Source organism: Polyangiaceae bacterium, from assembly GCA_020633205.1.
Taxonomy (GTDB): domain Bacteria; phylum Myxococcota_A; class Polyangia; order Polyangiales; family Polyangiaceae; genus JAHBVY01.
In genome coordinates, this window is sequence record JACKEB010000020.1 from 267,209 (window position 1) to 288,291 (window position 21,083).

Below are 21,083 nucleotides of genomic sequence, written 5' to 3' on the forward strand. Positions count from 1 at the left end.
GGGCAGGGTCTGCCGCTCTAGCGGCACCGAGGCGGAGGGCCCGCTCGCGCACTACCAGGCGACTCACAGCAGGTGACGCGCCTTGATCTGCAGATAGTGATTGATGAGCGCAGGCGTCAGCTTACTCGGCAGGGTGTCGAGCACCAGGGCGCCCGAGGCCCGCAAATCGCGGATCAACTGATCGCGCCAGCGCAACATTTCCGCCGCCGCGCCGCGAACATAGAGCGAGTCGCTCCCGCCTTGGCTCCCCAGCAGGCGCTCGACCTCCGCGTCGCGAAACAGCACCAGCAACGGGAGGTGCAAGCGCGCGATGCCTCGCGTGCGCTTGACCAGCGTCTCGGCTACGGCATCGTCCACCACCTGAGAGAACATCACCACCAGCGAGCGCTTGCGCACTTTTAGCGCGAGGTACTCGAACGCCGCGTCGTAGTCCGGCTCGACCAGTCTCGGGTGGAGGTCGTAGCTTGCTTGAATCAAACGGCGCGCGGCCCGGCTCCCGCTCTCGGGTGGGACGAAAGACCGCACCGCTTCGTCAAAGCCCACCAGGCCCACGCGATCTCCGCCGCGCGTGGCAACATGCGCCAACATCAGCGTCGCGTTCAACGCGTGGTCGAAGCGCGCGATGCCATCGGCCTCGGCGGTCATCAAGCGCCCCGCGTCGAGCATGAACATCAGGTTCTGGTTGCTCTCGAGCTGGTACTCCCGGGCGATGAGGCGTTGGCGACGTGCGGTCGCCTTCCAGTCAAGGGCGCGATACTCGTCGTCGCGAGTGTACTCCCGAAGGCGCTCGAACTCGCTCTCCCCCCCCTTGAGCTTGGTAGCCCTGACCAACGCGAACTCGCGGTCCTGTCGCGCGAGCAGCTCGTAGGTGCGGATCGACTGCAGGTCGGGATAGACCTTCACGCGACTCTCCGCGGGCAAGTTCAGCTGCCGTAGCCACAACCCAAGCGGCGACGCGTAGCGCACATGGTGGGCGCCGATGGTGTGAGCCCCACGCCGCCGAGGCTCGATGTGATAGACGAGCTCTTCACGGCTGCGCCCCGCCACGCGTACTTTGAGCGGGAGCTCCGCCGAGATGGCGTCCTCGAAGAGATCTTCGGTCACCTCGATCTTCAGGCGTCGGCGCGACAGATTGCGGATGCGTAGCCGGACTGGGTTCTGTCTCCCCAGGGAAAAAACCGGACCGATCTCGCGACTGACCTGCACCAGCGGCTTGATGGCAAACAGCAGATCCACCAGAGCCACCGCGGCAATCGCTGCGTCCACCGCGAGCATGGGCATGAGCATGCTGGGGTCGAACAGCATCATCACCGCCAACACGAGCGGGATGATCAACAGGATGACGAGGGAGCGATTGGGCAGCATGCGTGAGCTAGCGCTTTCAGGCGGCAGTGCGCGGCACGGGTGCTTCTCGCAAGATGCCCTCGACACAGTCGTCTGCCGTCGTGCCTTCGAGCTCCGCGTCCGGGTGCAAGATGAGCCGATGCCGCAGCACCCCAGGAGCAAACACCTTCACGTCGTCGGGCACGACGAAGTCGCGTCCTTCGGCGGCGGCGCGCGCGCGCGCGGTGGTCAGGAGGCCGATCGAAGCACGGGGCGAAGCACCGAGGTACACCGCGCGATGGCTGCGGGTGCGTCCGACGATGTCCGTGACGTACGCGACGATCTCAGGGTCGACGCGCACGCTGTTGAGGGCGCTCTGCATTTCGAGCAGCTGCTCGACGCTCAGCACCTGCTGGAGCCCAACGCGGTCCAGATTCGCGGGATCGAAGCCGTGCAGGTAGTTCGTCAAGATCTGTTGCTCGGCCGCCTGGGTTGGATGCGTCACGTGCACCTTGATCAAGAAGCGATCGAGCTGCGCCTCAGGCAACGGGTAAGTGCCCTGGGACTCCACCGGGTTCTGGGTCGCGATGACCAAGAAGGGCTCCGGCAAGTGACGAGTCTCGCCGTCCGCTGTCACACTGCGGTCTTGCATCGCCTCGAGCAGCGCTGACTGCGTCTTGGCTGGGGCGCGGTTGATCTCGTCTGCCAAGAGCAGCTGAGTGAACACGGGCCCCGGCATGAACATGAACTGTCCCTTGGACTGGTCGAAGACGTTGCCGCCTGTGACGTCACTCGGCATCAAGTCGGGAGTGAACTGGATGCGCTTGAAGCCCGCACCCAGCACGTGGCTGAGAGCGCGCACGAGCAGCGTCTTGCCCAATCCGGGGACGCCCTCAATCAACACGTGCCCGCGAGCCAACGACGCGGTGAGTACGTGCTCGACGATGTCGTCCTGGCCCACCAACACCCGAGACATCTCGGTCACGACGGCGCGAAACGACTGACTAAACTCGGCAACGTTCAACGAATTCCTCCAGTGTCGGCGAGGAGCGCTTCGAGCTCCCGCATCAGCTTCAAATCCTCGTTCGGCTCCCCCGGAGCCGTGTAGGCATCGCGCGCGGACTCGCTTTCCACGAGGATTCGCGTCACGTCTCGCTCATCGCGCCCTGTCCGAGCGGCGATCGCAGCAGCCAAAGGCAACAGGCCGCGGCGGTTGCCGCCGGGTTGGCAGCGCTCGCGAAGCCTTTCGAGCGCCCAACCCGCGTACATGCCGAGCGCCATGCGCGACGCGCGCGCCTTCGCATACTGGCTGCCGAGCGCCTCCACGTGCTCACGGAACGCCCGACGATGCGCCTCGGGAGGATCCTGGGGCCGCGCGAAGTGACGCCCTTTCCACCAGAACAAGACGCCCATCAGCAAGAACAGCTGAATCAAGAACGGGTTCAACTTGCCGTGCCCAACGGCAGCAAACGGGCTCTCCTGCCCTACACCCGTCCAGGTATCGATGAACACCACCACCGACGGCGTCCCGAACATCAGGTCCATCACCACGTGGGCGTGATCGTCGCTGATCATCGAGGCGTTGGTGAGCAGGTCGGAGCTCGGCAACACCACGACGCTCCCCAGGCCGAGGTCTCGCGCGACCGCGTAGGGCGTGGCTCGGCCGCTGCCGGTGTCGTAACACTCGAGGATCGGCCAATAGCTGCTGTCGCTCAGCCCAAGCGCCTCCGGCGTGACGGCAGTCAGTTTCTCCGCGGAATAGTTTGGGTAGGCAGCGGCAACTTTGAGTTGATCGCACGCGGCCCGGATCCGGTTCGCCTGGAGTTGCGTCTCGGGCAGGTCACTGTCGAGGGCCACCACGAGCCGGCCGCCGCGGCGCACCCACGCCATGATCCTCGACCACTCGAAGCTCTCCAGGTCTGTCGGGCCATGCACCACGATGGTGTGCACATCCTCCGGGATCTCGTCGATCTTTCCGTCAAGGTGCCGCACCTCGCTCCCGCGCTCGATCAACAAGCCCTGTAAGACCGACACACCGGCCGGGCCATAGTCCCCGCTCGGCGTCGACTTCGGTGCGGAGCCGCCGCTCGAGCTGCACGCCATCACTTGGGTGAGTAGGCTCACAGTCAGCAGCAACGCGGCTGCGCGTCCCAGTACCGGGAGGATACGCCCCATCAAGCGTCGGAAGCCGTCGGCGCCCGACTGCGAGGCGCCGAACTGCACCGCTTCCACTTCTCGCGCGCTGGCGCGAAACGCCTCCTGCAGCTGCGGATGCTCCCGAAGGTGGCGCGCGTATTCCCCGTTCGTGCGGCTGTGGTGCAGCTCGATCAGGCCGTTGCCGTCCAGGTAACGCAGGAGCGCCGCGTGCGCGTCACTCATGGCCTGGTCGTAGTCGCCAGCCTGCGCAGCTGCACGGGCTCGAGCAAGCAGTCGATCGATGTCGGTTTCCACGATCGAGCGCTTGGCCCGCGGCACGAAGCCTTCGCCGTCGTCATCGAGCTTCTCCGGTTCGTCTGATTTCTCGACGATGTCTTCCCGGCGGAAATTGCGCGCGACGGAGAAGAGCAACAGCAGCGCCAGCCCGAAGAGCAGCGCCCAGAACACGACCACCGCGGCGCCGCTCATGCCAGGACTCACACTGGGCGTCGGCGTGCTGGTTTTCTCCTCCTCGGGCTTCTTCCCCTCGCCACGGGTCGTGCGCCTGGAGTCCCCGCCAACGATGCTCCCCTTGTCTTCAAGGGGCGGCTTGTCGCAGGCCGCAGCGAACCCTGGGCAACGCGCCTTGGCGGACTCCTTCAACTTGCACAGCGGATACTCGCCGCTCTTCACTCGCGACTCGAGATCGCGGCAGTAGTCGTAGTGTTCGTCGCCGAGGATCTTGCTCAGGTCACCCTCGACAGTCCGCTTGCGCGACCGCTCCATCTCGCGCTGATAGTCGTAGCCGGGTTCCTCGTCGTCGTAGGGGCTTCGATATCCGTTTCCCGGAGGCAACGAATCCCCGTCATCATCGTCGTCTTGCTCCCCGTCATCATAGTAGCCGTCATCGGGGTCGTACTGGACGCTACGAAAGTCGCGGTTGTTTCCCTGAACCCGCTCGAAGCCAGGTTTGGGGGTGAGGGTAGTCTCCGCGTGCTGCGACGCCGCAGAGGCGCTACCTGAAAACCCTAGCGCCAAGAAGAGGCAAACCCAGGCCCTGAGGAGCACGCTCCCAACTCGACCGCGCGGATTCACTGCGCTGTGCGTGATCACTGCGCTGTGCGTGATCACTGCGCTGCGCGTGATCACTGCGCTGCGCTTTCGCGTGATCACTGCGCTTCGCGTGATCACTGCGCCGGCCTCAGTCACAGCGCCTCCTCCGCACGGGCGCGGATGGCCATGAAGCGCACCTGGATGTCCCAGCCATCGCGACGCGTCCGGGAGTCGATGTACGAGAGGAAGCGAGCCGTCGCGCAGAACACCAAAGACAGAAAGAAACCGAGCAGAGCGAGCAGGGAGCCACCATCTTCAAACAGGTCGCCAAGGGGAGCCCCGAGCTGGAAGACATCTTGCAGCAGCGCTTGCCCGATCAGCTCACACCCAAACACGATGGTGAACGTCGCGATCAGGAGCACCAAGAGCATCGCAAACGTCGCGCCGGTGTAATTCTCGGAGAAGCGTGAGGAGCGCTTGACCGCCGTTCCCGTTCCCGCTCCCTCCAGTAGCGACGCCTCGTGCACATGAGCCATGCGCACCCACACGATGGGCAGCGCAATCACCACCAAAGCAGACAGCCCCATCAAGAAGCGCGAAAGGAACAAGGCACCGATGTAGCCACCAAGACGCGAGAAGAACTGACGCGACACCGCACGGAAAGTCACGTCGTGTTCGAACATCAGGCGCCCGGCGGCCACCGTAAAGATCCCCTGGACGCCGCTCCCCAGAAGGAACGCCCAGAACCAGATCCAAGTCCAGCTCACCTCGAGGAAGTGCTGCGCCGCCCAGAGCATGACCACCAGCGGCACCGCGTAGAACAAGAACAGCTTGAGGAAGAGCATGCCGCCCAAGCCGAACACATAGCGAAACGCTAGGTCGGTCACCTCCAACAGCGCACGCTTGCGGATCTCGACGTTGGCCTTCTCGACGTTCATCCGGACGGCCTCGAGGATGCGAATGAAGGCGGCGGCGCCGACGCTGGCGGAGCAGACATGCGAGAACTGGGAGGCGGCGCGCTCATGCGCGAGCTCGGTGGAGCCGCGTCGTCATCGGTACCACGCTGGCGGCTTGGCGTCGCGACGCGGCGCTTGGCGCGCTTCTCGCGACCGACGAACAACAGGTAGACCAACACCAGCGTGGTCATCACCGCGGAGAAGCCCCACTTCACCGGTGGCGGAATGGAAGAAGGCGACCAGAAGCCTTCGATGAACGCCGCGATGAGCAGCATGAAGGCTGCGCCGCTGATCTGCGAGAAAAGCTCCGGCGCGCGTTTCCTCAAGGATGCAGTCCGAGTCAGCCCGTTGGTACGGACCAGTGCATACCCCATCTGCAATCCGGCGCCGCCTGCGATGACGATCGCGTTCAGCTCGAACGGACTGTGACCACACACGAAGGTGAGGATGTTCGCGCCATGCCCGACGTGGATCACGTGACCAAGCACCGCGCCCGTCACCAGGCCGTTGTAGACCAGGAAGAACATGCTGCCGAACCCGAACACGATCCCCGTGGCGAAGCAGCGGAAAGCGATGCCGACGTTGTTGTGGACGTAGAAGCCCGCCATGGCGGCGTCCGCACCGGTCGCACGCCCATCGTCGAAGCCTTGGGAATAGGCCTCCTCCATCGCCCGCAACATCGCGCGCGGTAGGATGCCTTCAGCGAACTCCGTAGAGTGCAGCGCGCCGATGATACCTACAGCGAAAGGCAGGTAGAACAACACGAACGCCAGCAGGTTGAAGCGCCAGTTCGAACGAAAGGCCCTCGGGAAGCCGAACACGATCAAGTCCCACAGCGCCCGCAGGCGATAGGGCTTTGGGGCGTAGAGTACGTTGTGTGCGCGACTCGCGAGCACATCGAGATGTCCCGTGACGTCAGCGCCAATTCCCAGCGAGCGGGCGCGCATGAGATCCGCGCAGATGACTCGGTAGAGCGCGGCAACGCGGCTGATCGTTGCTGGCGGGAGCCGGTGAAGCCCCTTGTCGACCAGCAATCGCTCGAGCTCATCCCAGCGGGCGGAGCGCTTCGCAACGAATTCGTCGCGTCCAATCATGGCCACCCCTGCCCCGATTGCGGGGGCTGGTAGCCGTCACGAACCGTGGCGATGTACGGCGTGCGCGTCGGCTGCGACTCCTCCGGCAGGACGCCTCTTGTCGCACGGAAATACAACAATCCAAGAAAGCGCGCCGCGCTGCGATAGCGCAGGCCGAGACGATCCGCGAACGTGGGCGCCACGAGGTCAGCTAGCTCCTCCTGGCGCGCCGGAGACAGCTGCCCAAATCGACCCACGAAGAGTTCGAGGGCCTCGACCTCATCGGCGCTCAGCCCTGGGCGCGCGGGGATGCGCGAGAGCTCCTTGGCCGTCGGCGGCGGATGAATCATCAGCGGCTCACGCACGCGCGACGACTCCTCGCTCACTACCAGCGTGCCTGCGACCAGGTCTCCCAGTCGCCGAAAGTACCGATCACGGCCCATCACGATGATGCCCACGACGTAGAAGTTCGGGAGCAAGTCCGCGCCCCGCAGCAGGTTGCGTAGCAGGCTGTCTGAGAAAGATAGTGGCACGCCGCTCTGCTTCACCACCCTGAGGCGCATGGCTCGCTTGCCCACACTGCGCCCGCCCATCAGCGTCTCGCTAACAACGTAGTAGAACCATTCCACGAGGAAATATAGCGTCAGCAGCAGACCGATGCCGACGCCGCCGATCCCGTCCTCCCCCAGGGTGGCACCACCAATCAAGGCAAGGAAGGCGAAGACACTGATGATGACCGTACGCACGATCAGGTCGATCACGTAGGCAGCGGCTCGGCGCGCGGGCCCCGCCGTGCGAAACCGGAAGCGCACATGCTCGGGAGTCTCGACATCCGCGGTGGTGTCGAGCGGCTCTCGTTCCTCGCCACGCAGCGCTGAGTTCCTGCGCGCCAGTTTTGCTTGATTGCCCGCCATCTTGCGCTCGGGGGCACTAGCCTAGTCGTTTGGCGCCCCACGTCACGCGGCCTGTTCCACGAAACAGCGGTTTCACACAACGAAGCGCGGAAGAACCGCACCTCGCGCTGAATCCTCGACCATCACGAGCACAAAACCCGCTTGGAAGGGCACGCCCCGCAAACGCGAGTCGGCACCCAGCTAGCGAGAGGGTGGGTCCAGACCGTGCGGCAGCTTTGGTTTGCCGGCCCGCCTGACGGACTGGCCCTCATGCTTGCGCTGCAGTCAAAGGCACGCGCGTCGACCGCGCGCCGCCACGATTCAGAAGGCTGCGTAGCTCTCGGCGACGATCACATCCGTGGTCGCCAGCATGTCGTGCAAGCAGCGACGCTGCTCGGTGAAGATCATCAACGCGTCCACGAGGCCAATCGCTCCGACGACCTGAGCAGCGATCGCCAAGATCCAGTTACGAAGGATCACACCGGACACGAAATCGACCGGGCTGCCATCCTGCTTGACAACCTTGATCTTCATCATCCGTTTCCCCACGGTTTGACCGGACTTGACGATCCCCATCCACTGGTAGATCGCCATTCCGAGCAGACCGACCACCATCAGCAGGCCACCGACCACGATCAGCGCCTCTTCGTTGGCCGCGCCAGCGGCGAACAGGACCACGATACCGGGGAGCATAGCGCCCACGTCGCATAGCCCATCGATCAGCTTCGCGGCGAAGCGCGAGCCTCGCTCCGCCTTGATGAACATCGAGTCGCTCGTGGGTTGGGCGAACGGAAACTCGGGCCCCTGCGGAGCGGCGTAGGGATTGTAGCCGGGCTGCGCCATTGAACTTACCTCTCAAGGTCATTCCCGTACGTCAATGCGGGAAGCGTCGAGGTGTGGTGTACGCACGCTCGCGTTTGGACCTTCCCTCGTTTCAAAGCTGGCGCGCGGCACCGAACTCTCGCGGAAGGGCTGCTTCAGCGCTGTTTCGCCGGCTCTCGATCGCTAGCCTGGGCGGCGCCTGGAGCCAGCGCTATCCTGACGGGTAGATGCCAAGTGTTGAATCCGCAGCAGGTGCGGGATCGCTGAAGCACCGGCTGCTGACGATCAGCGAGCTCGAGCTTCGCGCACGCTGGCTTCAGGCTGAGTTGCCGCGCTGGGGAGTTCAGCTCGCGAGCCGGATCCTGAACGAGCTTGCGGTGGAGTGCGAGGCCGCACACAGCCGAGCCCGGGAGGCGATGGTCGCCGTCGCTCTGTGCCTGGTTCGCATGGCAGACGATCCCTGGCTCGCGGAGCTGCGGGACGAAGCAAGCACAGCGCGGCTGCTGAGCCTGGAGCGCGTCTTGCGACGTGGAGAGGTGGCGAGCGACGAGACCGCTCAACCCGATCAACTGCGTGTCCCCGACTACGGAACGGGTCGCGAGCTTTCCCTCGGCGAGCGGCGGAGTCTGGCTCGCCGACCCGATCGGAGAAACTTCGATCGCCTGCTCGGAGACCCGCACCCGATGGTCGTGCAAATCCTGCTACGAAACCCACGCCTCACCCTGGATGACGTGGTGCGCATGACCAGCCGCCGCCCCGCGAATCGCCGTGTGCTCCAGGAGATCGTCACCTCGTCTCGCTGGGTGGCCCGGAGCCGGGTGCGGCTCTCCGTGCTGCTCAATCCCGGAGCGCCAGACGCCCTGGTGATGCCGTACCTCCCGCTCTGCGGCCGCCGCGAGCTCGAGGAGCTGATCGAGAGCGGTCGCCTACCCCTGGTACGCCGCGCCACCGCTCACGAGCTGCTAGAGCGGCGCCCGCCCATGGCCGAGCCTGACACCCTCGACGTGCACTGAGGGGCCCAGATAATTCCGCACGGTAGTTAGGGAACTGCCTCCCCCCATGGCGCGCTTGGCGTCCTCGGCGGCCAACTCCGTTTGAAGAGGGACCCCAAGAACGCCAGGAGCGTGATCACTCGGCGGCTTCTGCCTCGGGCTGCTTCTCTTCGGCGCCGCAGGAGATGGCGAGCAGCTCGACGATGTCCAGCTGCTTGATCTTGTCTTCCTTCTCCTCAGCCTTGATGCCGTCGGTCAGCATCGTCATGCAGAAGGGACACGCGGACGCGATGGTGTCCGCACCGGTCTCGAGCAGCTGCTTGGTCCGCTTGATGTTCACGCGGTCCTTGTTCTGCTCTTCCATCCACATCTGCGCGCCGCCAGCGCCGCAGCACAGGCCCTTGTTCTTGGTCCAGTACTCGGGCTCCACGAGCTGTACGCCAGGGATGCCTTCGAGGATCTTGCGCGGCGGATCGTAGATGTCGTTGTAACGGCCGAGGTAACAGCTGTCGTGATAGACGACCTTGGCGTTGACGGACTTGCCGGGCTTGAGCTTGCCCTCGGCGACCAGCCCCAGGAGGTAGTCCGTGTGGTGAACGACCTCGTACTTGCCGCCAAAATCCGGGTACTCGTTGGCGAGGGTGTTGAAGCAATGGGGGCAGGTCGTGATGATCTTCTTCACCCCACCCTGCTCCTTGTATCCGTTCAGCGTCTCGATGTTCGCCTCGGCCAAGGTCATGAAGAGGTACTCGTTACCTGCACGGCGCGCTGAGTCGCCAGTGCAGGTCTCTTCTTGACCGAGCACGGCAAAGTCGATTCCAGCCTGACGCAACAGCGCTGCCGTTGCGCGCGAGATGCGCTTGGCGCGGTCGTCGTAGCTCGCAGCGCAGCCGACCCAGTAGAGCACTTCGGCGTCGGGCTTGTCAGAGGCCAGCGGAATGTCCAGACCCTCGGCCCAGTTCGCGCGGTCCATACGCGACAGATTCCACGGATTGCCGTTAGTCTCCATGCCATCAAACGGGCCTTGCAGTTCCGCGGGGAACTCACCTTGGATGGTCACCAGGTTACGTCGCATCTGCACGATCTTGTCGACGTAGGTGATCATCACCGGGCACTGCTCTTCGCAGGCGCGGCAGGTGGTGCATGCCCAGAGGACGTCCTCGTGAACGACGCCGGGCACCAAGTTCAGGTCTTCGAAGACGCGCTCGCCGCTGTCGGCCTTCTCGCCGCCGTCGGCTTCGGCGCTCGCCTCTTCCGTCGACTCCTCAGCGCTCTCCTCACCCCCTTCTTCCGCACCTTCCTTCGGACGTAGGTCGTCGAGGAGCACGCGGTTGATCTTGGTGACCTCCATGATCTCGTCCTGGCGGTGATACAGATGATCCCGCAGGTCGAGGGTGAAGTGCTTGGGACTGAGGATCTTGCCGGTCGTTGCCGCAGGGCAATTGTCCGAGCAACGTCCACACTCAGTGCAGGTGTAGAAGTCGAGGACGTCCTTCCAGGTGAAGTGCTGAATGCGCGCGTAGCCAATCGGCGCCGCGTGCATGTCGTCAGACTCCATGCCCTTCTCCACCATCGCCATGAGCTCGTCAGAGTTCTTGGCCATGGGGCGAATCCGGCCCTTGGGGGTGAGGTCCGTCAGGAAGACGTTCTGCATCACCGTCAGGATGTGGAAGTGCTTCGAGTAGGGCAGGATGTTGAGGAAGATCAACACCAGGCTCGAGTGCGTCCAGAAGCCGATGTGCGCGAGGATGACCAGCGCGTTGGGCGAGAGCCCCTGCACCGCCAACGCGGCGCTCGAGCCCGCGGGTTCCCAAGGGCTGAAGTGGACTTGCTCGGGAACGTGGGAGCCAAGCGGCGCGACGATCGTCTGGATGCTTCCGCAGGTCGCGACCAGGTCGCCCGTGGGGTTCGCACACAGCGCGGCGTGCTTCACGTGCAGCACTTGAGCGGCGCCATCGTAGAAGATGTCCGCGAGCATCATCGTGATGATGATGCCGAGGATCAACAGACCCTCCCAGCTGAGCGCCATGCGCTTCTGCTTGTTGATCGTGCGGTAGTACACGAACACCAGCGCGCCCAGCACGACGAGGGACGCCAGCACGTCCTTCAGCAGGTTGTAAATTTTTCCGAGCGGAATTCCAGCAACGGGCTCCGGCCCGAGGATGAACAAGTTGAAGCTCGGGTCGAAGCCACGGCCCCAGAGGATGATCGACCGCGCGAGCAGCAGCACGAACCCCAGGAAGATGAACTGGTGCGCGAGACCCGCCGCCAGGTAGTAGCGCATCTTCTTCTGGAAGAAGGCGTAAACCCAGACTGCCTTGGCGCGTGCACCGATGTTGGAAACACGGCTTTCATGGGTGGGGCCACCCACCTTCAGCATCGCCCACCGACGATGAGCGCTCCACGCGAACATCGCGAGCAAACTGAGGATGACTGCGGCCATTGCGATGGGGTTCATCTGGACCTCTCTAGACGCCGTTTGGGGGAGAAGGCGTAGCTCTCGGGGAACACGCGCGACGGGGCGCAGAAGTAACGGGAAGGCAGCCTGGCTGCCAAGGCTTACCAAAACCCAGCGTCCCGACGTGGGGAGCTGGTTTTTCAAGCGTTGCGTGCCTGGTGGTTCAGGCAGCAGGCCGCGTGGTGTCTTAGAGGCTAATGCTGCCGCGCGTCAATCGGGCTCGCAAATTTGTTGGACAAAGTGCGCCGCAGGTTCGAAATGCACTGCCGCAGGCGTCAACCTCGTCCGGAAATTCTCAGCAGAATCAGCACGATAACGTACAGCACCACGGCCGCTGCCAGCAGCTTGACCCAAAGCGCCATCGCCGGTTTTTCGGGACCGGGAGTCGGCGGGACCACGGCGAGCGCGTCCTCGACTCGCGTCACGCCTTCCTCGGGCTCTTCGGCGATCCTGACCTTCAGCAGCAAATTGCCCCGCGGCAAGTCGCTGCCTTCCGGGGCGAGCCCGCCGTGGGCGGGTACGCGGATCACCAAGGAGCGCGGCCCTGACGACGGAGGACCGTCGTCTGAGTGCATTGGCAACTTCACTTGCACCAGCTCGGGCAGCTCACGACGTCCACGGGTGCTGATGGCTCCGGCGCGCTCGCACGCGTCGCACCCGCCTCCACCGCACACCGCACACGAGAGATTGCGCGGCAGCTCGAACTCGATGCTGGCGCCTTCCTCGAGCCACTCCCGAGGGATCTGGATGCGGTGCTCCACGTCAGGTCCCCGCGGACCGTCCGTTGCGTGCGTCACCTTGCCAAGAACCTGCGCCCCCACGATCCGCTGAGCGTACCTCAGGACCGCAGGGCTTTGGCCGCAGAATCACCGCTCCAGATCGGTTCGTCCAGTCGACGAGATGAGCATCAAGTCAGGACACTGACTCAGCTGCCGGATGCGTCTTCAGCGGCGGCGGTCACCTCCTGAAGCACTTCGTTCAGCGCGCGCTCGACGAGCTGGTGCTCCTCCGCTGATGGCTCACGCGCCAGATCAACGCGGAATCCATCCTGATCTTGGGCCACGCTGCGCAACAAGCCCGCGGGCAGGCGCGCCTCGAGAGCGGTGGCAACCGCCTGCAGCAACGCAGTATCCCCAAAACACCCACAGGGCCGGCCCTCCTCCAGCGCCTCCAAGTGCTCGGTTGCAATATCCGCATCGGGATGTCCCAGCGTCAGCAGATCGAGCGCTGCCTCCAGCTTGCCCGCGGCCTCATCATCGCCGGCATGCTGCAAGAGCACGCCCTGGGTCGTCAGGCAGCTGCCGATCAGTTCCTGTTCCTTCGAGTCACGCGCCGCTTCAACGGAACGCTCCATGAGCTCCCGGGACTCGGCGTCATCACCTATTGCCGCACGGTACTGAGCATGGCGCGCCAAGCCAAGCGCCAGCACTCGCGGGCCCTTCGCAGCGAACTCCGCCGCCCGCTCGAATGCTGCGATGGCTTCCGCCTTGCGGCCCTGCGCGGCGTGAGCCTCTCCCAACGCGATCTGGATGTCCGCTTGTCCAAGCAGGTCACCAGCACCCTTCGCGAGCTTATCGAGCACCCCCAGCGCACGCATCTGAGCGTCATCGTCGCCAGCTTCCGCCGCCGTGCGCACCGTCTGCGCCAGCAGGGCACCACGCAGCCGGTGGGTGTCTCCCAGGCTCTCGCAAACCAACGCCTCGATATCGGAGAGCGCCAACAGCGCGAGAGGTGGCGCTGATTGGGGTACGCGCTCCAGGGCGGCCTCCGCCAGCGTCTCGACTAGTTCAGGCGGCAGCTCCATTTCCTCAGGGAATGATGGTTCGACGGGGCTATATGCCTTGACCACGAAGGCTCGCAGCGCGAGCGCCGGAGCCACGCCCGCATCTCCCAGGGACGCCAGCGTCTGAACCGCGCCGTCGACCAGCGCGAGCGCTTCCTCGATCTCGCCTTGCTCGTAGAGCACACCGGCGAGCGCCGTGTTCCCCGTCGCTACCGCCTGACCGAGCTCGCCATAGGTCTCGCTCAGCTCAGAGACCAGCGCCCGCAACACCTGCTCGGCGGCTGACAGCTGACCCTGGCGATCCAGGGCCGCGCCCAGCTGAAACAGGTAACCGAAGCGCGCGGCTTGCTCTTCCTCGTTTTGCGGCACGACCCGCGCGGCGGCCTGCAAGCTCATGAGCATCTCCGTTGGCTTACCCGCAGCGTGAAAGAACTGCGACGCCTCGAAGTGCGCCTGGCAAGCGCGACCGCTCTGGGCCCCGTAGGCCTGCGCCGCGATCTTCACGGCGTCGGTGACGATGCGCTCACCAGAGAGGGGGTTACCGCGTTGGAGCGCCTCGAGAGCGCGCTGGAGGGCTGACATGAGGGTCGGCATGTTGTGCCGAGAGGCGCCGCTTGCCAATGCCGATCCCCAACTCCTTTGCGCAGATTGCTTCGGCGGTGCGTAAGCCGCCAAGGGCCGCCGCAAGGATGCTCTGCCCGGGGAAAACGCTGTCCCCCACCAGGTAGAGTCCCGGTTCGACCCGCAGCGGCCCAAGGCGCCGGTAGTTTGCGAGTCCAGCTCGGCGCGGAACGCCCCCGACGTATCCGCCAAAGCGGCCGGTAAAGCGTTCGAAGGTGCGCGGGCTAGCTGGCATCCAGTGGAGCGCGGCACCTGCAACCTCCGGGGCGCGCAGCTCGAGGGTGCGGCGCATGGCCTGCTGGATCGCTCGAACCGTATCAGCCCGCTCCGACTCGCTCAGGCTGCGGAGCCAAGCCAGCTTCACGTGCGTCGAGAGCGTGGCGCTCCGTTGCTTCGATCCCGAGGCTACCCCGTCGCTGTGCTCACGAGCGTCGCTCACGGAGCAGAACACGTGATTTCCGCATGAAAATTCCTGCTCCGTGTCCGCGACCAACTGCAGGTGAAACGCCGCCTTCTCTGAGAGCTTGGTAGCGTCCAGAGTCAGGTAGCTCATCACGGCTCCCCACCCCGACTCGACCTGCGCGCTCAACTCTCTGAGCTCCGCGTCCGCGTAGCCAAGCAAACGCGCCAGGTCTTGAGGCAGCAAGTTTGCGATCACACTTCGCGCGCGCCACGTGCCGTGCCGCGTCTCGACTCGGAAGTCTCCAAGCGGTTCCCGCGCGATGCGCTGCACCCGATTGGAGAAGCGAACGTCGGTGCCCCGACGTGAGATCGCGTCGGTGACCGCGGAGGCAAAGCTGCCAATGCCCCCAGCGACATGCCCTGTCCCGCGAAAGCAGTAGTCGAGGGCAGCCAGCGCGAAAGGCGCTTCCGCTTCGTCTGCAGCGGTTTGCACGGTGATTTGGCACACCGCGTTCAGGTAGGTCCGGAGGGCCTGGCACTCACTCAAGCCATGGCGTTCGATGTAGCGACCGAGGGGCTGCCCGATCAGCGGGAGCAGCTTCAGGTAGCTCGGTGTACGCAGGGAGTGCTGCCACAGAGAGCTGCTGCGAAACGGGGGCAGCAGCTCCGGCGTATCGAACAGCTGCCATAGGGTGTCCGCTATGGTTTTTTGTTCCGCGAAGAAACGCTGCAAGCTGGACGCGAAGCGCGGCTCGAGCGCAGACAGCGTCTCGACGAAGCGAGCGCGGTCGCGCCAAACGGGGAGTACCAGCTCTGGCGTACGCAGCTCAATCAGCGGGTCGAGGGCTTGAAACTCGACGCCCAGTTCGAGCTGGCGGCTCCAGTCATCGAACAGCTGTCCTGGACCAAAGCCACTGAACAGCGTGGCCCCGGACTCGTAGCGCTGGCCCCCCCGGGTGAAGCTGCTGGCACAGCCGCCTGGGTAGCGCAGTGCTTCGCACAGCACAACGCTTGCGCCGGATCCGAGGAGACCAACCGCCGCCCCTAACCCCCCAAAACCCGCTCCGATGATCAGGCAGTCGACGACGCCCTGCGCGTTCTGACGGCTTTCGCGTTCCTGCGCCACGAGGTGGGGCGTAAGACCTGCCGCGGAGCCCGTCGAGCCCAGGCTGATCGGTCCCAGAGAGGCTCAGTCGAGACTCAGCGAGAATGCGCCGAAGGCTCCCAAGAACGCTTCCACCACACTCGAGGGTGTGCTGGTCATAGCTCGAAGACGAGCTTTTGTTGTTCATCGTCAGCCTTGAAGCGGATCCGCGTGGCAAAGGTCTTCGGGCCAACCCGAGCGCCCAGCGTGACCTCCAAGGGCGGCTGAGAGGTGCCGAGCTTCTCGACGCGGATCACGACCGAGTACTCACCGCGCGCGGGCTCGCCCTGATCGAGGAAGACGTTCTCGATGTTCTGACCGAGGCACTCGTTGCGCGAACCTGGGCAGTCGCGCTCCTTGACCAGGCCGTCTTCGCTCACGCGGCCGACCTCCACTAGCTCACCGCTAGGATCCGTCACCTCGAGATCGACGTCCGCGTCCGCTTCGCTCCACGCGATGGTGAACTGCACGAGCCCGGTGTGGAGGCCACAACCTTCATCGAGCACGCCGTTGCAGTTGTCGTCGATGGCGTTGAAGCACAGCTCCGGACCGCTCGGCACACACACCCGCTCCAGCACCACACCGGGAGGAAGCGACACGTTGGCGAGCTCTGGGGTCGCCTTGGACTTCGTGCTCGCCGCCGGGCGCGCGGGGCTACACGCTTCTGCCAGGACAAAAAGCGCCAAGGCGCCAAGTAGGAACTTTGGCGCCTTGGTGATGTGGGCTTTCGCTGCAGGGCTCACGGAGCGCTGACTCTAGCACCGCTCCGGGCAGCGAAAACCCGCAACGGTGAGCGAGCGCCTTTCCCGAGGCGCCCACCCTGGACGAAGCCGCTCAGTCGTCCTTCTTCGCGTCCTCGGGCATCGCCACGCCAGTGACGATCTTCGGGTTCATGAGGTCGTGGTAGGCCGCCTTGGCGAGCTCGCCGGTCGGGCCCTTTTCGTCGCGCAGCGAGAGCAGCACGCCTTGCTCACCCATGAACTTGAGCGCGCGGATCGCGCCTGCGCGCTTCGCCTCGTCGCTGCCCTTCGCCATTTGCATCAGCTTCATGCGCATCACCACGCGCGTGAAGGAGTGCGGCCCGTTGTCGATGGACAGGTTGTTCATCTGCTTCTCGAGCATCACCCGCGCCCACTCTTGAGGCGTCTGCTTGATCGGCACCTCGCTGATGGCCTGGGCGTTATCGATCCAGCGGAAGATACGCCCTTGCTCGAGGTCCTCGGTGCTCCAGTAGCCGAAGGTGTTGTACCAAAGCTGCTGCAACGCCTCGACCTCGGTCTTGTCCTTGTCAGCGAACAAGGCCATGGCGCGCTTGGCCGTGGACTCGGTGCCGCCGAGCATCAACGCCAACGCGGCATCGACGCGCAGCGCATCGCTCTCCATCAGCTTGAAGAGCTTGTCTTCCACCGCCTGATCGAAGCCTGCCATACCCACCGCGCGCGCTGCCTGGTTACGCGCCTTGAGCGAAGCCTCGGGGGTGATCAGCTCGACGAGCGCCGCCGAGGTGCCCTTGGTGGGACGCTGGATCAACGTCTCGAGCAAGCATTCCCTGCGGAACTGGTCGTCCTTGTCAGGCTTGTTGTACTCGCCGATCTTCTTGGCGACTTCGATCATGTCCTCGTCTTTGGCGACCCAAGCGAGGGCCGCGCAGGCGCGCATGCGGCTCTGCTCGTTCTCCTTCGGACGCTCGATGTACTCGAGCATGGGCTTGAAGGCCTTGTTGTCGCCGAACTCGCTGAGGCCGTCCGCAGCGCCGTAGCCCACCGCGCGCAGCGCCATGCCGAGCATCGCGATGCCGCCGCCCATCAAGCCGTCCATGGTCACCGTGATGTCCGGCGGCTTGCGGTCGAACTGCTTCACCAGGTTCGGGAAGTCCTGGTTGTCCTTGTAGGTGCCGATGTAGCGCAACGCGCTCTGGGAGATTTCCCAGGCCTTCGGGAGCGGCGGCTGCTGCCCTTCCAGTGGCAGCGCCTCCGGCGGGAACGCCCAGTCACGCAGCTGCTTGATGTCCTTCTCGCTCTTCATGTTGGAGAGCGCGCGCAATCCGTTGGCGTGGGGCGTCGGCAGGTCGTGGATCCAGAAGATGATCGCGTCCTCGGTCTGAACGCGCAGCTGCTCCGCCTTGTCAGGATGTAGCGTCCCCAGGTCGGCGAGCATGCGTGAGGCCACGACGCGCTCCTTGTCGTCGCGCTTCAGCATCATCTCGTAGTCGTTCTTGTCCGAGTAGATCTTCAGCGGATCCATGCGCAGGCGCTTGGCCAGCGTCGGCGCGGCGCGCACATCGCCAATCTCTGCGAGCGCGAAGGCGGCCTCGGTCTGCCAGTGGATGTGCGGCTTGGTGGCGATGTACGTGAACAGCGCGTCGCCTCCCCGCGGATCCGCCAGTTCGCGGATCATGTCCATGATGACCTTGGTCTGGTGCCAGCTCTGCTCCGGGGTGTCGCCCTCTTCGATGGTATCGAAGGCGAGCACCAGGCCGGCGGTGCCGATGCCGTCGCGCAGCGCCTTCAGGTACTCCTTGCGGCTGTCCTTGTCGGCACCGCGAATCGCGCGCACCAGCGGCTGACGGGCGCGATCGTCGCCGATCTTGCCGAGGCCAGGCGCCGCCTGACGGCTGATTTCCTTGTCCTTGTCGTTCAACAGCTCGATCAGCTGATCGGTGTACTTGGGATCCGCGTGCCGGCTGAGCACCGTGGCAACGAGTTGCCGCACGGCACCGCTCTCATCCTTGTAGAGCTTGGCCAGATCGTCCAGGCTCACCAGCGCGACGATCTTTTCGGTGTCGAACGCGACGCCACCGTCGAGTCGCTGGACCTTCGAGAGGTGACCCAGGCGATAGAGCGTCATGATCTCGTTGAAGGCTGAGCTCTCCCCAAGCTCCACGAGCGCCCAGGCGATTTGCGGCTTCGAGCCTGGGCCTGCTGTCTTCAACGCCTCGAGCAAGGGCTGCTTGGCCTTCTCCGCGAGCTTGGGTCCGTACCAGGCCAGGGCCACGGCTGCCTGCGCTTGCAGGGGCTCCGATGGCTCCTTCAGGGCGGCGATCGCCAGATCGACGCCATCGGGATCTTTCATGTAGGCGAGCTGCTTGATCGCCTCCTGCTTGAGGTAGTCGCTGCGATCCCCAGTGGCCCACTGGCGCCACTTCGGGATCTGCTCCGATTCCGGGAGGATAAAGATGGCCTTCTTTTGCTCTTCGGCCTGCTCGACGGTGAGCTTCTCCGCGTCTTGCTTGCCACCGAGCGCCAGGGCAGCCGCCAGGCCGCCCACGGCGAGCAAGCCGACGAGCACCGCGACGGGCTTGAAGCGACCCTTCTTGAAGTTGCCGTCGCCGCCGTCGAAGCCGCCGCCGGCCGGAACGCCGCCTCCGCCACCACCGGCGGGTAGACCGCCACCACCGCCAACATCGTCGTCATCGGGTGGCCACTTCGCCGCGTGGACGCGATCGGAAGGTGCCTTGGCGGGCGGGAAGACGGCGGGCTGCTGAACGGGTTCGGGTTGGCTGGAATCGAGCATCGGTGTCCTCCGTCATGCCGGGCCCGAGGGCGGGTCTCCGACGATGGCGTGCCGCTCCTGGGTCGGCGCAGGGATCCAACTCGCGCGAAAAAGCAGCTGCGCGAGCCACTCCGCGACTGCCATGAAGCCGACGGTCACAGAGCCGCGCGACCTTATCTCAAGCGCGGGTGCAGGTGGAGATGATGAACGGCAACGCCTTCCGGCGAATCGTTGGCGACGGAAATCTACCGCGGAGCTGTCGGAACCGAGGACCGCTCCAGCGCATAGAAACGCCAGCGAACCTGCTCGGGATGGCGTAGAACGCGCCCAGTGACCGCCGCGGTACCCAAGAGCCCGTCGATCGCGCTGCGCGCCATCGGCCTGACCTTGCTGGTGAGCACCGTCGTCACGGCGCTGTCGTATGGCCTGCCCAGGGACTACGCCGCCACTGGGGTCGGCCTGACGTTCATGCTCGCCACCTACTGGTTCGCGCTCTCGAAGAAGGGCGACGCAGAGGTGCGGGCGAGCGGGCTCTCCTTGGGAGGGGTGCTGGAGACCACGCCCATCGAACCGCGACGCTTGGCCAGCTCCACCCTACGCGCGCTGCTGTGGGCGCTCGGCGCTGCGCTGATCTTCTTTCCGCCGTTCGTCGTGGGTTGGCTCTGGTGGTGGAAACCAAGCCACGCCTGGAACGCGGCTGCACTGCCGAGCCTGGGCCAGGACGTGCTCGGGGAAATTGCGGTGATCGCCCTGCCAGAGGAGGCGTTCTTTCGCGGTTTTCTCCAGAGCGAGCTCGATCGCGCCTGGGCGCCGCGCTGGAAGCTCCTGGGAGCATACGTCGGGCCCGGGCTGATCGTTTCGAGTGCCTTGTTCGCGGTGGGCCATGTTGCCACCGAGCTGCGCCCGGATCGCCTCGCGGTGTTCTTTCCCTCGCTGCTGTTTGGCTGGATGCGAGCGCGCACGGGCGGCATCGGCTCCGGCGTACTATTCCATGCCATGTGCAACCTGTTTGCGGCCTACATTGCCCACAGCTTCGGCTTTGGTCGATAGCGCGGCTCTATTTTTCCTCACGGATTTAAGACATGCTAACCAAATTCATCATCGACGAAATCGTGGACCGCGCCCTTGCGGAGGATCTCTCGGGGGAAGACCTGACCACCATGGCGACGGTGAGCGCCGAGACCCGCGCTCGCGCTACTGCCAAGGCGAAGAGCGAGCTCGTGGTGTGCGGCGGTGACGTGTTCAAGCGCGTGTTCAAGCGCCTGGCCAACGACCTCTCCTTCGAGGTGTGTGAGCCCGATGGAAAGCTGGTGCAGCCCGGCTCTCCGATTTGGCGGGTGGAAGGCGCAGCCAGGCCCATTCTCATGGCGGAGCGCACGGCGCTGAACCTCGTGCAACGCATGAGCGGTACGGCGACCATGGCGCACACGTACACCGCAGCCGTGCCCAAAGGAGCGAAGACGCGCGTCGTCGACACCCGCAAGACGACGCCGGGCTTGCGGGCGCTGGAGCGCTACGCCGTGCGCTGCGGCGGCGCCCACAATCACCGCGACACGCTGGGCTCAGCGGTGCTGATCAAGGACAACCACATCGAGGCCGCGGGCTCGATCAGCGAAGCCGTGCGCCGCGCGAAGGACTACGCGCCTCACACCACGAAGATTGAGATCGAAGTAGAGAGCCTCGATGGGCTAGACGAGGCCCTGAACGCCGGCGCCGACATCGTGATGCTCGATAACTTTGCGCCGAGCGAGATCGCCACGGCCGTGGCACGAGCGGCCGGTCGCGCATTGATTGAAGTTTCCGGGGGGATCACCTTGCCGCGCATCGCTGAGCTCGCGAGCCAGGGCGTAGACATCATCAGCGTGGGCGCACTCACCCACTCCGCGCCAGCAGCTGACATCTCCCTCGACATTCAGCGCATCGATAGCTGAGGGC

The 21,083-nt window shown here is 64.8% G+C and carries 16 protein-coding genes; 3 read left to right on the forward strand and 13 right to left on the reverse strand.

Going from position 1 to position 21,083, the window contains the following annotated elements; genetic code table 11:
* Positions 1–63: 63 nt before the first annotated feature.
* From H6718_32355 to H6718_32385, 7 genes are all read right to left on the reverse strand, one after another.
* Complete coding sequence (locus H6718_32355; GenBank protein MCB9590151.1) at positions 64–1,365, reverse strand: DUF58 domain-containing protein; 1,302 nt, start codon at positions 1,363–1,365, stop codon at positions 64–66.
* A 16-nt stretch (positions 1,366–1,381) separates the two neighbouring features.
* Complete coding sequence (locus H6718_32360) at positions 1,382–2,299, reverse strand: MoxR family ATPase (GenBank protein MCB9590152.1); 918 nt, start codon at positions 2,297–2,299, stop codon at positions 1,382–1,384.
* A gap of 44 nt (positions 2,300–2,343) precedes the next feature.
* Positions 2,344–4,668: a DUF4350 domain-containing protein gene (locus H6718_32365; GenBank protein ID MCB9590153.1), complete on the reverse strand. Its 2,325-nt coding sequence runs from the start codon at positions 4,666–4,668 to the stop codon at positions 2,344–2,346.
* Positions 4,665–5,450, reverse strand: coding sequence for a hypothetical protein (locus H6718_32370; GenBank protein MCB9590154.1), 786 nt, complete (start codon positions 5,448–5,450; stop codon positions 4,665–4,667). The genes H6718_32365 and H6718_32370 overlap by 4 nt, the downstream gene beginning before the upstream one ends.
* Positions 5,447–6,562 (reverse strand): stage II sporulation protein M, encoded by a 1,116-nt coding sequence (locus tag H6718_32375; protein MCB9590155.1) that lies wholly within the window; start codon positions 6,560–6,562, stop codon positions 5,447–5,449. The genes H6718_32370 and H6718_32375 overlap by 4 nt, the downstream gene beginning before the upstream one ends.
* Positions 6,559–7,455 carry an RDD family protein gene (locus H6718_32380; GenBank protein MCB9590156.1) on the reverse strand — a complete coding sequence of 299 codons (897 nt, stop codon included), beginning with the start codon at positions 7,453–7,455 and terminating at the stop codon, positions 6,559–6,561. The genes H6718_32375 and H6718_32380 overlap by 4 nt, the downstream gene beginning before the upstream one ends.
* 300 nt (positions 7,456–7,755) lie before the next feature.
* Positions 7,756–8,277 carry an RDD family protein gene (locus H6718_32385; GenBank protein MCB9590157.1) on the reverse strand — a complete coding sequence of 174 codons (522 nt, stop codon included), beginning with the start codon at positions 8,275–8,277 and terminating at the stop codon, positions 7,756–7,758.
* Positions 8,278–8,483: 206 nt separating this feature from the next.
* On the opposite strand from H6718_32385, the gene H6718_32390 reads away from it, so the two are divergent.
* Positions 8,484–9,269, forward strand: a complete 786-nt coding sequence (locus H6718_32390; protein ID MCB9590158.1) for a hypothetical protein — start codon at positions 8,484–8,486, stop codon at positions 9,267–9,269.
* 115 nt (positions 9,270–9,384) lie between these two features.
* Here the strand turns inward: H6718_32390 and H6718_32395 are convergent, their stop codons facing one another.
* The 6 genes from H6718_32395 to H6718_32420 all read right to left on the reverse strand — a co-directional run bounded on the left by H6718_32395 (position 9,385) and on the right by H6718_32420 (position 19,169).
* Positions 9,385–11,706 (reverse strand): 4Fe-4S dicluster domain-containing protein, encoded by a 2,322-nt coding sequence (locus H6718_32395; protein ID MCB9590159.1) that lies wholly within the window; start codon positions 11,704–11,706, stop codon positions 9,385–9,387.
* A 275-nt stretch (positions 11,707–11,981) separates the two neighbouring features.
* On the reverse strand, positions 11,982–12,527 hold the full coding sequence (locus H6718_32400; protein MCB9590160.1) for a hypothetical protein: 546 nt from the start codon (positions 12,525–12,527) through the stop codon (positions 11,982–11,984).
* A gap of 104 nt (positions 12,528–12,631) precedes the next feature.
* Entirely contained in the window at positions 12,632–14,071 is a 1,440-nt protein-coding gene (locus H6718_32405) for a hypothetical protein (protein MCB9590161.1), read from the reverse strand.
* Positions 14,028–15,638: an NAD(P)-binding protein gene (locus tag H6718_32410; protein MCB9590162.1), complete on the reverse strand. Its 1,611-nt coding sequence runs from the start codon at positions 15,636–15,638 to the stop codon at positions 14,028–14,030. The genes H6718_32405 and H6718_32410 overlap by 44 nt, the downstream gene beginning before the upstream one ends.
* A gap of 134 nt (positions 15,639–15,772) precedes the next feature.
* Positions 15,773–16,399 carry a hypothetical protein gene (locus H6718_32415; GenBank protein MCB9590163.1) on the reverse strand — a complete coding sequence of 209 codons (627 nt, stop codon included), beginning with the start codon at positions 16,397–16,399 and terminating at the stop codon, positions 15,773–15,775.
* Positions 16,400–16,490: 91 nt separating this feature from the next.
* Positions 16,491–19,169: a HEAT repeat domain-containing protein gene (locus H6718_32420; protein ID MCB9590164.1), complete on the reverse strand. Its 2,679-nt coding sequence runs from the start codon at positions 19,167–19,169 to the stop codon at positions 16,491–16,493.
* 309 nt (positions 19,170–19,478) lie between these two features.
* On the opposite strand from H6718_32420, the gene H6718_32425 reads away from it, so the two are divergent.
* Both H6718_32425 and nadC read left to right on the forward strand, forming a co-directional pair.
* Positions 19,479–20,198, forward strand: coding sequence for a CPBP family intramembrane metalloprotease (locus H6718_32425; GenBank protein MCB9590165.1), 720 nt, complete (start codon positions 19,479–19,481; stop codon positions 20,196–20,198).
* A gap of 32 nt (positions 20,199–20,230) precedes the next feature.
* Entirely contained in the window at positions 20,231–21,079 is an 849-nt protein-coding gene (gene nadC, locus H6718_32430) for a carboxylating nicotinate-nucleotide diphosphorylase (GenBank protein MCB9590166.1), read from the forward strand.
* Positions 21,080–21,083: the final 4 nt, after the last annotated feature.

What these genes read in the sequence shown, in the direction of transcription:
- H6718_32355 (MCB9590151.1), bottom strand. Translation starts at nt 1,365, where the DNA reads ATGCTGCCCAATCGCTCCCTCGTCATCCTGTTGATCATCCCGCTCGTG.
- H6718_32360 (MCB9590152.1), bottom strand. Translation starts at nt 2,299, where the DNA reads ATGTCTCGGGTGTTGGTGGGCCAGGACGACATCGTCGAGCACGTACTC.
- H6718_32370 (MCB9590154.1), bottom strand. Translation starts at nt 5,450, where the DNA reads ATGAACGTCGAGAAGGCCAACGTCGAGATCCGCAAGCGTGCGCTGTTG.
- H6718_32375 (MCB9590155.1), bottom strand. Translation starts at nt 6,562, where the DNA reads ATGATTGGACGCGACGAATTCGTTGCGAAGCGCTCCGCCCGCTGGGAT.
- H6718_32380 (MCB9590156.1), bottom strand. Translation starts at nt 7,455, where the DNA reads ATGGCGGGCAATCAAGCAAAACTGGCGCGCAGGAACTCAGCGCTGCGT.
- H6718_32385 (MCB9590157.1), bottom strand. Translation starts at nt 8,277, where the DNA reads ATGGCGCAGCCCGGCTACAATCCCTACGCCGCTCCGCAGGGGCCCGAG.
- H6718_32390 (MCB9590158.1), top strand. Translation starts at nt 8,484, where the DNA reads ATGCCAAGTGTTGAATCCGCAGCAGGTGCGGGATCGCTGAAGCACCGG.
- H6718_32395 (MCB9590159.1), bottom strand. Translation starts at nt 11,706, where the DNA reads ATGAACCCCATCGCAATGGCCGCAGTCATCCTCAGTTTGCTCGCGATG.
- H6718_32405 (MCB9590161.1), bottom strand. Translation starts at nt 14,071, where the DNA reads ATGTCAGCCCTCCAGCGCGCTCTCGAGGCGCTCCAACGCGGTAACCCC.
- H6718_32420 (MCB9590164.1), bottom strand. Translation starts at nt 19,169, where the DNA reads ATGCTCGATTCCAGCCAACCCGAACCCGTTCAGCAGCCCGCCGTCTTC.
- nadC (MCB9590166.1), top strand. Translation starts at nt 20,231, where the DNA reads ATGCTAACCAAATTCATCATCGACGAAATCGTGGACCGCGCCCTTGCG.